We start from the raw sequence: 12,332 nt of genomic DNA, 5'->3' as shown, positions 1-12,332 counted from the left end.
GCGCGGTACGCGCGGTATCGGCTAACGTGGCGGCCGTGACGCGAGCGGCGTGGAAGTCGCGACGATCCACGTGATCGCGCCGCATGCCCGCGCGTATGCGCCGCCCGGGCTGATCGACCCGCAGATCGCCGTGCTGACCATGGTCGGCGGGGGCGTGGTGACCAATGAGGACTTCATCAACTCCCAGGTCGGCTACGAGGTCCGGTGCGAGGTGGTCTGCGAGCGCGGCACCGCGATCGCGGGCCGGCCCGGGACCGGGCTGATGACAACCTCCGTCGGGCGCACCGGGGGCTATTGCGGGCTGCTCAGCGAGGACTACCGGGGGCGGTTCGCCACGGCATACGACCGGGAGGCGCCGGCCCGGGTGGACACGATGGCGAACGGCATACCGACCGGGGCGGGCGCGTGGGACGGGTATGCCGCGACCGCGGTCGCCCAGGCCGGGCTGGACTCGCTGCCTCCGGCCGTCGCCGTGGCGTTGTAACACCTCCGCACGCGTCGTCGGGGCAGCGCGCACGACCCAGACGCGCTGCGGTGCTTCGCGGGGTCCCGTCGTGAGGCGGAGCCCCTCGCTAGGCTGACCGGCGTGGCGGACGAACGGCGCGTGGTGGACCCCGAGGAGTGGGTGGCCGCTGCGACGGCGGCGCGGGCCGAGGGGTATGCCTACTTCGACTGGCTGACCGCGGTCGATCAGACTGACGCGGAGCCGGCGGGCTTCGACATCGTCTGCCATCTCTTCGACATTCGGCGTCCGGGCGCCCTGCGTGGGCTGTTGCTGACCACGCGCCTCCCCGCAGGTAGGCCGTTGCCGAGCCTGACCGCTGTCTTCGCCGGCTGCGCGTGGCATGAGCGTGAAACGCACGAGATGTTCGGCATCGACGTCACCGGCTTCGACGACGGCAGCGGACTGGGGCTGCGTCCCCTGCTGTTGCCGGACGGCTTCGAGGGCACGCCGCTGCGCAAGGATTTCGTGCTCGCCGCGCGGGTCAGCAAGGACTGGCCGGGCGCCAAGGAGCCCGGGCAGCCGCATGGCGGCGGGCCCGGCCGACGCAAGATGCAGCCGCCCGGCGTGCCCGATCCGGAGTGGGGCCCGCGGTGAGCGTGCTGGAGATCGTGCTCCGCGCGGCCGCCGCCCTGGCCGCGCTCTTGCTGCTGCCGCTGCTCGTCGGCCAGACCGAGCACAAGGTGATGGCGCACATGCAGGGCCGGCTCGGGCCGATGTATGCGGGCGCCTATCACGGGTGGGCGCAGTTAGTCGCGGACGGCGTGAAGTTCGTCCAGAAAGAAGACATCGTTCCAGCGGCCGCCGACAAACGGGTCTTCAAGCTCGCCCCCGGCGTCGCCCTCGTCCCCTACCTGCTGGCCCTCGCGGCGATCCCGATCCACCCCGGCTTCGCGATCGCCGAGGTGCCCGCGGGCGTGATCTACGTGATGGCTGCGACGTCGATCGGCGTGCTCGGGACGTTGATGGCCGGCTGGGCGAGCGCCAACAAGTACGCGTTGATCGGGGCGATGCGCTCCGCCGCCCAGCTGCTCTCCTATGAACTCCCGATGGTCCTGGCCGTGGCATCGGTGGCGCTCGCGGCGGGCACCTTGTCGCTCGGCGGGATCGTCGAGGCGTGGACGCCGATCTGGCTGTTGTGGCAACTCCCGGGCGCACTCGTCTTCCTCGCAGCGGCGGTCGCGGAGTTGCAACGTCCCCCCTTCGACATGCCCATCGCGGACAGCGAGATCGTCTTCGGCCCCTACACCGAATACACCGGCCTGCGCTTCGCGCTCTTCCTGCTCAGCGAATATGCGGGCATCGTGGTGATGTCGCTGCTCTTCGCCACCTTCTATCTGGGGGGGTGGCGCGGTCCGCTGGATGACACCCTCGGCTGGCTGTGGACCCTGCTCAAGGGCTTCGCCATCGCGATCGTGATGATCTGGTTGCGCGTCTCCTGGCCGCGCCTGCGCGAGGACCAATTGCAGCGCTTCGCCTGGCTCGGCCTGATCCCGCTGGCCCTCCTGCAACTGGCCCTGACCGCCGTCGGCGTGGTCTACCTCCAATAGCCGCGCGCCACGGGCGGGTCTGCTCCGGCTCGACGGTCCCGACCGGGCTAGGTTGGAGCCCGTGAGCGAGCGGAAGGGCGTCGTGCCCGGGCTGGTGAAGGGGTTGGCGACGACCGCGCGCACCCTGACACGGCATACGCACACGGCCGAATACCCCGACGTGCGGCCGGAGTTGCCGCCGCGCAGCCGGGGGGTGATCGCGCTGCTCGCCGAGAACTGCACCTCGTGCATGCTCTGCGCACGGGAATGCCCCGACTGGTGCATCTATATCGACGCGCACAAGGAGACCGTGCCGGCGGCCACGCCCGGGGGGCGGGAGCGCCAGCGCAATGTCCTCGACCGCTTCGCCATCGACTATTCGCTGTGCATGTACTGCGGGATCTGCGTGGAGGTCTGCCCCTTCGATGCGCTCTTCTGGAGCCCGCAGTTCGAATACTCCGAGCTCGACATCCGCGACCTATTGCACGAGAAAGAGCGGCTCGGCGCGTGGGTCGAGACCGTCCCGCCGCCCCCGGCGCTCGACCCAGCGGCCGCCGAACCCGCCGAGGTCGCGAGCCAACGCGGACCGGTGCGTCCGGTGCGCGCAAGGAGTGGCGCGTGACCAGTCTCGACATCGCCTTCACGGCGGTCGGGGCGGTGACGATCGCCGCCGGCCTGCTGGCGGTGACCACCCGGCACCTTGTCCACGCGGCCCTGTGGCTGGTGCTGGCCCTCGGCGGCCTCGCAGGCTGCTACCTCGTCCTCGGTGCCGAACTCGTCGCGCTCGTGCAGATCCTCGTCTATGTCGGCGCGGTCGTCGTGCTGGTGATCTTCGCGCTCATGCTCACCCGCGCCCCGATCGGCCCGAGCCCCGACCACGCGACCTCGATGCTGCACCGGGTGCTCGCGGCCGTGATCGCCGGCGGCGTCACCGCTTTGCTGCTCGCCGTCCTCGTCCCGCTCGCCGGGGATGACGCCGTCGAGCGCACGCCCGTCGACACCGCCGCGATCTCCGGGCAGCTCTTCGCGACCTGGGTCTGGCCCTTCGAGGCCCTCTCGCTGCTGTTGCTGGTCGCGCTGATCGCCGCGTTCGCCGTCGCCGCCGTCGGCCGGAGGGCGCGCCGATGATCCACCTCGCCCTGCCGTATGCCGTTGCCGCCGCCCTCATCGGCATCGGCAGCTACGGCGTGCTCGCCCGACGCAACGCCGTGCTCGTCCTGATCGGGATCGAGTTGATGCTCGGCGGCGCCGGGCTGCTGCTCATCACCGCCGGGGCATCCGGCCGCGACACCTGGGCGGCCGGCAATGTGTTGACGCTCTTCGTCATCACCATCGCGGCGGCCGAGGTGGTCGTTGCGTTGGCGGTCATCCTCGCCGTCTTCCGCGCCCGCGGACGGATCGACGTCACCGATGCCCTCGGCAGCGAGGGCCAGCCGGCGACCGAGGCAACGCGGGCCGCGCCGGGCGCGTCGCCTGGTGCCGTGCCGGCCGGTCCGTCATTGGACGCCGCTTCTGCCGGCGCGCCGACAAGGCCGGCGCCATGACCAGCGCGCAGCTCTACGCCCTGGCGCTCGCGACCTTGGTCGCCGGTGCCCCGCTGACGCTCGCGGCCGGCTGGGTGGGTCGCGGCCTCGCGGCCGTGACCGCCTGCGCGGCGTCGGTCGGCGCGCTGGTGCTCGGGCTGGTCGCGCTGTCGGGAGCGGGCGGGGCATACGCGCTCCCCGTCTTCGTCAAGAGCGGCGGCACGCTCGGGCACGTGGGCCCGTCCGGCGCCCTGAATCTGCCGGCGCTGGTCATCGGCCGGGGGATCGCGGCCGTCGTGGCGCTGACCGTCCTCGCGGTGGTGCTCGCGGTGCAGGTCTTCGCTGCCTGGTATCTCGAGGACGACGATCGCTACCCCGTCTTCGCTGCGACCGTCGGGCTGTTCGCGGGCGCGATGCTGCTGCTGGTCATCTCGCGCGACCTGATCCTGACCCTGATCGGGTGGGAGGTCATGGGGTGGTGCTCCTATCTGCTGATCGGGCACTGGAGCCGCAAGGCGAGCGCGCGGCGGGCGGCCTACAAGGCATTCCTGGTCACCCGCTTCGCCGATATCGCCTTCGTCACCGGGATCGCCGCCCTCATCGCATCGACTGGGACCAGTGAGATCGGCGCGGTCATCGACCGAGCGAACGCCGGGTGGCTGCTGACCTTCGCGATGTGCGCGCTCGTCATCGGGGTGATGGGCAAGGCCGCCCAGTTGCCCTTCCAGGACTGGCTCATCGACGCGATGGAGGGCCCAACGCCCGCGTCCGCGCTCATCCACGCAGCGACCATGGTCGCCGCCGGGACGTGGGTGCTCAGCCAGCTCGTGCCGCTCCTCATTCGTGCACCCGCGGCGCAGTGGCTGCTCGCCGTTGTCGTCGCCGCCACCATGACGTATGCCGCCTTCACCGCCTTCTTCCAGAGTGACCTCAAGCGGCTGCTCGCCTGGTCGACCGTGAGCCAGATCGCGGTCATGCTCGCCCCGCTCGCGGCGGGCCCCGACGGGCAGGACGCCACCGGCGCGGCGACCGGGCACTTGGTCAGCCACGCGATCTTCAAGGCTCTGCTCTTCCTGACCGTCGGCTGGCTGGCCGTGCTCGGGGGCTCGACCGCGGCGCGCGCGTTGACGGGCACCGGTGCGCTGCGCCCACTCGCGCAGGCGGCGTGGGGAATGGGCCTGCTCTCGCTGGCCGGCGTCCCCCTGACCGTGGGCGGCTTCTCCAAAGAGCACGTCATCGCCGTCGCTGCGTGGGTCGAGGGCGGCTCGCGGCCGGGCGCGCGCCAGGCGCTCGTGTCCGCGGCTCTGCTCGCGACGGTGGCGATGACCGCGGCCTATGCCACGCGGGCCTACGAGGTCGTGGCGGCTCCCCGGCGACTCGATGCGCACCCCGCGGCGCCGCGGGAGGCATCGGCGCTCGCGCAGCTGGTCCTCGGCGTGCTCGCCGCGGCAACCATCGGGGCGAGCCTGCTCTTCGTCACCGGTGTCCTGCCGGGAGCGACCCTGCACTTGTGGCTACTGGTGCTCTCGATCGGGTTGATCCTCGTTGGCGTCCTCGTCGGCTGGTATCTGCGGCCCGACGATGCCAAGCCGCCCACGCGACTGATGGCCATGGCGGACAAGGGATTCGGAGCGGACACGGCATACGTCACGCTGGTGGCGAAGCCAGTGCTCGCGCTGGCGCGAGCGGTCGCCTTCGTCGACCGGGAGATCGTCGACCTGTATGTCCGGGGGGCCGGCTCGGGGACGCCCGTGCTCGCTGCGCTAGCCGGGCGCGCGCATCGCCGCGAGCGCGTCGCGACCAATCTGGTGTGGGTGTTGCTTGGGCTGCTAGCAGTCGCCGGGGTGGCGTTATGGGCCTGATTCTCATCGCTTTGCTGTTGCCGGCGCTGGCCGGGAGTGGGTTAGTGGTCGCGGGCCGCCGGGTGGGGGCGGGCGTGGCTTTCGGGGTTGCGCTCGTGGCGGCGCTCGGCAGCCTGGGGGCCACTTGTGCAGCGGTCGCGACCTCGGCCAGCGTGGACCGCCCGTGGATCGAGGCACTGGGCGTGCACCTGGCGCTCGGGTCCGACTCGATCAGCGCGCCGCTGCTGGTGCTGGCGGCTGGGATCACCGTGCTGGTGGTCGTTCACGGTCGCCGTCATCTGCCGACTGGTGGACCGCCGGCGCTCTATTACGGCCTGGTCCTGCTGGTCGAACTCGGCGCGCTCGCGACCTTCTGGGCGCGTGACCTGATCGTCTTCTTCGTAGCCTTCGAGATCGTGCTGATCCCGATGTGGCTGCTCATCGGGCGATTCGGTGACGATCACAGCCCGGCGGCTCGGTCCGACGCGGCCGGCCGGTTCCTGCTCTACACGGCGCTGGGGTCGAGCGCGATGCTCGCCGGGATCCTGACGCTGACCTTCGCGGCCGGCACATCGAGCATGGCGGGGGTCATCGCCGTGGGCGTCTCCCCTCCGGCGCAGTTGTCGGCGGCGATCCTGCTGGTGCTCGGGCTCGGCGTCAAGGTGCCGCTGCTGCCCGTGCACACCTGGTTGCCGCCGGCCCACACCATCGCGCCGACCGGTGGGTCGGTCCTGCTCGCGGCTGTGCTGCTGAAAATGGGCACCTATGGCCTGATCCGCCTCCCGGTCGCGCTCTCGCCCGATGGCTTTACCCGGGTGGCGCCGGCGCTCGCGGTGGTCGGTGCGGCCGGCACCATCTGGGGCGGCCTGGTCTGCCTCGTCGAGCGCGACCTGAAACGGCTGATCGCCTATTCGTCGATCGCCCACATGGGCTTTGTCGCCCTGGCCTTGGGGACCAACACCGCGCTGGGGGTTCAGGCCGCGTTGCTGACGAATGTGGCGCACGGCGTGGTCGCGGCCCTCTTGTTCTTCGTCGTCGGTGGATTGAAGCAGCGGTGGGGCAGCACCGACTTGGCGGTCGTGCGCCCGGCCGTCCGGGAGGTCTGGCCGGGACTCGGGTTCGCCCTCATCGTCGGACTGGCGGCGAGCTTGGGCCTGCCCGGCCTGGCGACCTTCTGGGGCGAGTTCCTCACCATCGTGGCGTCCTGGCGCGGGGCGACCGGCCTGCCGGCGAACGTCGTCGCGCCGGGCGATCTGGCTGGGGGTTGGTTCGCCTGGGTGCCGGCGACCGCGCCGGTGACGCTGTTGCGGGTGTGCGCGATCGCCGCGGCAACGGGCGCGGCGCTCGCTGCGGCATACGCCCTCCGCGTCGCGCGGATCGTGTGGGCCGGCGATGAGGAGCCCCGGGACCGGGCCGGCGACTGGACGTGGGCGGAGCGCAGCGTGTGCCTCGCGCTCGTGGCGGCCACCATCGTGCTGGGCCTCTGGCCGGCGCTCGTCGTTCCGGCCCTGGCGATCCGAGCGGTGACCCCATGACCGCGACCCTGGTGACGCTTGACTGGTGGGTGCTGGCTCCGGTGCTCGCGCCGGCCTGCGGTGCGCTGCTGGTGTTGGTGCTCGATGCGCTCGCGCCGCGGGCGCGGGGAGTGCATCTGCCCGTGGGGTTGGTGGCGCTCGGGTGCGCCATCGGCGCCTTGCCGTATGCCGTGTCCCGCGGCGCCGAGCCGACGCGGACCCTGTGCCTGCCGGGGCCGTCGGCGCGCTGCTTCTACGAGGCTACGTCGTGGGGGGTGACCCTGCAGCTTGTCGCGCTGACGTCCTCCCTGCTGGTGTTGTTGATGCTCGGGCCCGGGACGGTGCATGTCGATCGGGGTCAGCGCGGCGGGCCGGCGGTGACGGTGGCGCTTGTGCTGACCGCCACGGCCGGGGCGGCGTTGGTGCCTGTCACCCGGGACCTGCCGACGTGGCTGATCGCGATCGAGTTGGCGACCCTCCCGGCCATCGCCCTCATTGCCTTGTCCCGCGCGCCCGGCGCCGACGGCGGCGCGCTGTCGCTGCTGATGGTGTCGCTGACCTCCTTTGCGCTGCTGGCGGTCGGGCTGGGCCTGTGGATTCTGGCCACCGGCGATCCGACCTTCTCGGCGACGAGCGTCGAGTGGGCGTGGCAGGACACGCCGACGCATCGGGCGCAGCTGTTAGCGACCTTGTTCCTGATCGCGGGGTTGGGTTTCAAGCTGTCCGCGGTGCCTTTCCACGCGTGGACGCCGGGGGCCTTCGTGACGTGCGATGAGCCGATCGCCGCGCTCCTAGCGACCACCTCCAAGGTGGCCGCCCTGTCGGGTCTGGTCGTGCTGCTCCAGCCGGCGATCGTCCTGGCTCGAGAGGATGCGACGCGCTCAGGATCGATCCTCGTGGTGCTCGGGATCATTGCGGTGGCGTCGATGACGCTGGGGAATCTCGTGGCGCTGCGCTGCGACGATCCGGTGCGTCTGCTGGCCTGGTCGACGATCGCGCAGGGCGGCTGGCTGGTGCTGCCTGTGGCAACGCTGAGCGCCGAGGGCGTCGGTGCGGCGGTCGGCTACCTCGGGATGTATGCCGTGGCCACCCTGGCCCTCTTCGCCGTTGTGGCGGTCTTGTCACCGGCGAATGAGGGTGCGGGGGGGCGGCGACTGGCCGATTACGCAGGCCTGGCCCGCTCCCGGCCGTGGCTGGCAGGAGTGCTGGGCCTCGCACTGGTGTGCTTGGCCGGCCTGCCGCCGGGCTTCATCGGCGTGCTGGCCAAGGTCGTGGCACTACGCCCGGTGGTCGGGGGGCAGCACTGGTGGCTTGTCGCCGCCGCGATTGCGAATGTGGTGCTGGGTATCGCCGTCTACCTGCGCTGGCTGCTGATCGCCCTGCGCCCGGCCGGGAGCGTCGGTGCCTCTTCTGCTCGCGCTGCTTCGGCGGTGGACACCGAGCCCAGGTTCTCCGGTGAGACGTCGAGCGCCGAGCGTGACGGGGTGCGCCTCGACCCAGGCCTGCTGGTCGCGCTCGCCCTGAGCACATCTCTGCTGGCGGTCCTCAGCGTCGCCCCCGGCCTGCTCTTTACCCTCGCGATGCGCTGACCGTCCGCCTCACCCAATGGGGTGGGGTAGGCCGTCACAAGAAGCCGAGTCGGCGCGTCTAGGGGGTGATTGGACGCGAGGGGCGTTCGCGAAGCAGAAAGGATGCCGGGCATGACCACGGACTCGGAAACCACATAGGACCTGCGTTCCGCCTTCACCCCGACGGCGTTGGAGGAGTCGGGCCTGACGCGTGTGCGGGACGCGGCCATCTCCGGCGGAGTGCCTCGGCGTCGGCGGGCCACCGCCGCCCGGGCTGGAGCTGCGGGTGCCGCGGTGCTGACGGTGGCGGGGGTCGCTTTCGTTGTCGGGCCAGGCAACCTGATCGCACGCCAGGCGCCATCGACGGCCGCGCCCGCCTCGAACCAGGGTGCGACGGCTCCCAGCTCGACGGCCACGACGACGCGCGCAGCGAAGGACTTGTCGAGATCGATCAACGCCACGGGTGTTTTCGCCTATGACCTCCCCGACCCGTCCACGATCGACCTGCCGGCCGGAGTCAATGCCGGCGCAAAGACCTATGTGCAGGGTGACCGCTCGGACGCGAACCTCGACGGTATGACCGGGGGGTGCTTCCTGGGCGACACCGATGGCGTGGAGCGACGGCTCCCGGTCGCCGGACGCACGGGGGATTTCCGTCATGGTGCCTCCGGCGGTGCCACGCTGGCCGCTGCGGGATTCACGACGGGCACTGGCGCGGCGGCCTTCGACGATTATGCGGCGAACCGGTTGTGGTGCGCCCGGTGGGATGACCCGGCGCAGGCCTGGACGACCTCGGCGGGGCCGGGTTGGATCAAGGAGCGGAGTCAGCCGAGGCTGAGCGATCCCACCGACATACGGCACCTTGCGTTGGCTGCCGTGCGGGTCGGCGATGTCATCGTCACCGGCAGCGCCGTCGATTCCACCGCCGCGCAGGCGCGGACCATCGCGACCGGTCTGGCGGAGGCTGCCGCGCAGCGCCTGGCCGGCTTGGCCTTTCCGCCGGCGACTGGCGCCGTGCTCGGCGCGAGCGACCAGGCCCCCAACGCGGCGTCCGCGATCGGTGCCCAGCCAGCGGCAGCGCAGTCGGCACGGGAAGGGAGCGACAGCTTCGGCGACGTCTTTACGGCACAGGCGCAGTTGCCCTGGGGAGCGACATATGCCGGCGTACCCCTGACCGGCGCCGGCACCCCGCCTGCCCTCGGCCCGCTCGGTTGCAACAATCCCACCAACGCCCCGGTTGAGGAGCGCACTCCGTTGGCCGGGGTCCAACGAGATGCCGAAGTGATCGGGCGTCGCCAACCCGCCTGGCTGCCCGAGGCCACGGCGTATATCGACGGGACGCTCCCGCGGCTGATGGCATTGCCACCGCGCTGACCGGGCAACGAGCCGATGCCGAGGACCTCGTCCAGGACACGATGGAGCGCCTGATCGCCAAATGGCCGAGTGTCCAGCGGGCCGACAATGTCGATGCTTATGTCCGCCGGATCATGGTCAACCACTTCCTGTCGGGCAAGCGCAAGCGCGGCTCGCGGGATGTCGTCTCGCACGACCTGGTCACCAGCGACCGGATCACTGTCGGCGGGCCCGGGCACGAGCAGGTCGTCAATCGCGACCTGCTCGTGCGGGCCCTTGCGCAGTTGCCCGAACGCCAGCGCATCGTGCTCGTGCTGCGCTATGTCGCCGATCAGCTGGACTCGGCGATCGCCGAGGCCCTCGGGTGCAATCCGGCCGCCGTGCGGGCAATCGTCCACCGCGGCCTCGTCACGCTCCGCTCCTGTGCGGAAGGCGGTACGTTTCGGGAACGAAAAGTGACCGAAACGGCGTTGGACGGGGCATGCACAACCACTTCAACGGGCTGAAGACCGCCGGGCTCTTCGGCCTCATCTGGGTCCTGCTTCTCGGCTTGGGCTCGATCATCGGCGACGGCAGGTACATCTACATCTTCGCCCTCATCGGCCTGGCGACCACCTTCTACTCCTACTGGAACTCCGACAAGCTCGCCATCCGCGCCATGCGCGCCTACCCGGTGAGCGAGGCCCAGGCGCCCGCGATGTATCGCATCGTGCGCGAACTCTCCACGGCCGCAGGCAAACCCATGCCCGCGCTGTATGTCAGCCCCACCCAGGCGCCCAACGCCTTCGCCACCGGGCGCAACCCCAACCACGCCGCCGTCTGCTGCACCGAAGGCATCCTCGGCTTGCTCGACGAGCGCGAGTTGCGTGGTGTCCTCGGCCACGAGTTGATGCACGTCTACAACCGCGACATCCTCACCGGTTCGATCGCGGGCGCCCTCGCCGGCGTGATCACCTCGGTCGCGCAGATGGCGCTCTTTTTCGGCGGCGGCAATGACGAGGACCGCCCCAACCCGCTCGCGCTGATCGGGATGTCGCTGCTCGCGCCCTTCGCCGCGATGGTGATCCAGATGGCGATCAGCCGCACCCGCGAGTATGACGCGGACGAGGACGGCGCGAAGCTGACCGGTGACCCCCTCGCGCTCGCGTCCGCCCTGCAAAAGCTCGAGACCGGCACGCGCCGCGCCCCGCTGGCGCCGACCCCGCAGTTGGTCAACAACTCGCACATGATGATCGCGAACCCCTTCCGGGCGCAGGACGTCTCCCGCTTCTTCGCCACGCACCCCCCGATGGCCGAGCGCATCGCCCGGCTCGAGGCGATGGCCTCCGGCACCCAACGACACTGAGCCTCGCGACGACCGGGGCCGCAGCCCTTCGGCGGTGGGTCACACGCAGATCGCATCAAGAAGATTTCGATCCCGGCACAACCACTGCCGGGGTCGATGCGTCTGGAGTGATGAGGGCTGCACCGTCGCAACCCGCCCACCAACGCAAGGGGAACGTCATGTCGCACAACCCATTTGCCCGTCGTGTTGTCATCGCCGCTCTGGCCGCCGGCGCGGTGACCGGGCTCGCCGCCAGTCCAGGTATCGCCGCCCCGACGACCGCCGGTCGTACGTCGACCTCCGCGCCGACATCGGCGTCTGCCTCGGATTGGCCCGAACCTGCCTGGGACATCCCGGATATCGCGCCGAAGGGCAAGCAGCTGGCCGGGAATGTCACGCTCTTCGCCGACTTCGGCAACTACCCGTGGATCGCGCCCACCGGCGAGCATTGGTGCCAGGAGCCCGGTCGGACCGGCATGGAGACCATCGCGGGCCGCACCTGGATGTTCGTCGAGGACTACACCACCGACGCCGAGTCGCTCTACAAGAACGACGCCGACATCAACATCTCGGGCTGGTCCGATGGCAAACAGGCCTTCAACCGCTTCGTTGCCGACAAGCTCAAGTGCAACTGGTATAACCCGCAGACCCGGCTGACCTGGACGGGCAAGAACCCGCAGCGCTACTGGCTCTCCACCTCCGGCAAGGTCGGCACGAAGTACGCCGTGACCGGCGCCGTCCGCGTCGGCGACATGATCGTCGCCGTCACCGGTCGCTCCACCAAGGCCGCGACCGCCCGTGCCATGGCCGTCCGGATGACCCTGGCCGTCGAGCGCAACCTGCGCGCCACGGACCTCGTCCGCCACGACTGACGCTCACGCGAGCCCAGCGACCCCCGCCGCGGCCGGCCGGCCATAGGAGCCGCCGAACATCACGGTGTGCACGAGCAGCGGGAAGAGTTGGTGAATCGGCAGGCGCTCGCGCCACCCCGGCGCGAGCGGCTGACCCCGCTCCGGGCACGCTTTTGACCACCACAGGGCGGCCGTCGGCGAGCGTCGCCAGCACGGTGTCGGAGATATCACCGCCCGTCGACGACCGCGCATTGGCCACCGCCGCCCCCAGCAGGCCCTTGACGAACTCCCGAGTGGTCGCGTCCACCGGCCATTCTGCCCCGCACC

13 protein-coding genes are annotated in these 12,332 nt (G+C 70.9%); all 13 read left to right on the top strand.

Annotated elements, in window-relative coordinates:
* The first annotated feature begins 49 nt into the window (after nucleotides 1-49).
* The 13 genes from ABD209_RS11250 (at nucleotide 50) to ABD209_RS11190 (ending at nucleotide 12,026) form a co-directional block, all read left to right on the top strand.
* Nucleotides 50-484, top strand: coding sequence for a hypothetical protein (locus ABD209_RS11250; protein WP_344066184.1), 435 nt, complete (start codon nucleotides 50-52; stop codon nucleotides 482-484).
* A gap of 102 nt (nucleotides 485-586) precedes the next feature.
* Nucleotides 587-1,099: an NADH-quinone oxidoreductase subunit C gene (locus ABD209_RS11245; RefSeq protein WP_344066181.1), complete on the top strand. Its 513-nt coding sequence runs from the start codon at nucleotides 587-589 to the stop codon at nucleotides 1,097-1,099.
* The gene (gene nuoH, locus ABD209_RS11240; RefSeq protein WP_324387984.1) at nucleotides 1,096-2,052 is read left to right on the top strand and encodes an NADH-quinone oxidoreductase subunit NuoH; all 957 of its coding nucleotides are present in this window, start codon (nucleotides 1,096-1,098) and stop codon (nucleotides 2,050-2,052) included. The genes ABD209_RS11245 and nuoH overlap by 4 nt, the downstream gene beginning before the upstream one ends.
* Nucleotides 2,053-2,113: 61 nt before the next feature.
* Nucleotides 2,114-2,653: a 4Fe-4S binding protein gene (locus tag ABD209_RS11235; protein WP_324387983.1), complete on the top strand. Its 540-nt coding sequence runs from the start codon at nucleotides 2,114-2,116 to the stop codon at nucleotides 2,651-2,653.
* Nucleotides 2,650-3,159: an NADH-quinone oxidoreductase subunit J family protein gene (locus ABD209_RS11230; protein ID WP_344066177.1), complete on the top strand. Its 510-nt coding sequence runs from the start codon at nucleotides 2,650-2,652 to the stop codon at nucleotides 3,157-3,159. The genes ABD209_RS11235 and ABD209_RS11230 overlap by 4 nt, the downstream gene beginning before the upstream one ends.
* Nucleotides 3,156-3,575 carry an NADH-quinone oxidoreductase subunit NuoK gene (gene nuoK / locus ABD209_RS11225; protein ID WP_344066174.1) on the top strand — a complete coding sequence of 140 codons (420 nt, stop codon included), beginning with the start codon at nucleotides 3,156-3,158 and terminating at the stop codon, nucleotides 3,573-3,575. The genes ABD209_RS11230 and nuoK overlap by 4 nt, the downstream gene beginning before the upstream one ends.
* A complete protein-coding gene (locus ABD209_RS11220) occupies nucleotides 3,572-5,416 on the top strand; it encodes an NADH-quinone oxidoreductase subunit 5 family protein (protein WP_344066171.1) in 1,845 nt (614 codons plus the stop codon). The genes nuoK and ABD209_RS11220 overlap by 4 nt, the downstream gene beginning before the upstream one ends.
* Nucleotides 5,407-6,930, top strand: a complete 1,524-nt coding sequence (locus tag ABD209_RS11215; RefSeq protein ID WP_344066168.1) for a complex I subunit 4 family protein — start codon at nucleotides 5,407-5,409, stop codon at nucleotides 6,928-6,930. Before ABD209_RS11220 ends, ABD209_RS11215 begins: the two co-directional genes overlap by 10 nt.
* A complete protein-coding gene (locus tag ABD209_RS11210) occupies nucleotides 6,927-8,498 on the top strand; it encodes an NADH-quinone oxidoreductase subunit N (protein ID WP_344066165.1) in 1,572 nt (523 codons plus the stop codon). Before ABD209_RS11215 ends, ABD209_RS11210 begins: the two co-directional genes overlap by 4 nt.
* 192 nt (nucleotides 8,499-8,690) lie before the next feature.
* A complete protein-coding gene (locus tag ABD209_RS11205; protein WP_344066161.1) occupies nucleotides 8,691-9,851 on the top strand; it encodes a hypothetical protein in 1,161 nt (386 codons plus the stop codon).
* Nucleotides 9,782-10,336: an RNA polymerase sigma factor gene (locus ABD209_RS11200; protein ID WP_344066281.1), complete on the top strand. Its 555-nt coding sequence runs from the start codon at nucleotides 9,782-9,784 to the stop codon at nucleotides 10,334-10,336. The genes ABD209_RS11205 and ABD209_RS11200 overlap by 70 nt, the downstream gene beginning before the upstream one ends.
* A complete protein-coding gene (gene htpX / locus ABD209_RS11195) occupies nucleotides 10,312-11,175 on the top strand; it encodes a zinc metalloprotease HtpX (RefSeq protein WP_344066158.1) in 864 nt (287 codons plus the stop codon). The genes ABD209_RS11200 and htpX overlap by 25 nt, the downstream gene beginning before the upstream one ends.
* Before the next feature lie 158 nt (nucleotides 11,176-11,333).
* A complete protein-coding gene (locus tag ABD209_RS11190) occupies nucleotides 11,334-12,026 on the top strand; it encodes a hypothetical protein (protein ID WP_344066155.1) in 693 nt (230 codons plus the stop codon).
* The last annotated feature ends 306 nt before the right edge of the window (nucleotides 12,027-12,332 follow it).

Source organism: Nostocoides vanveenii, assembly GCF_039531165.1.
GTDB classification, from domain to species: domain Bacteria; phylum Actinomycetota; class Actinomycetes; order Actinomycetales; family Dermatophilaceae; genus Nostocoides_A; species Nostocoides_A vanveenii.
This window is presented reverse-complemented; position numbering and strand designations above follow the sequence as displayed.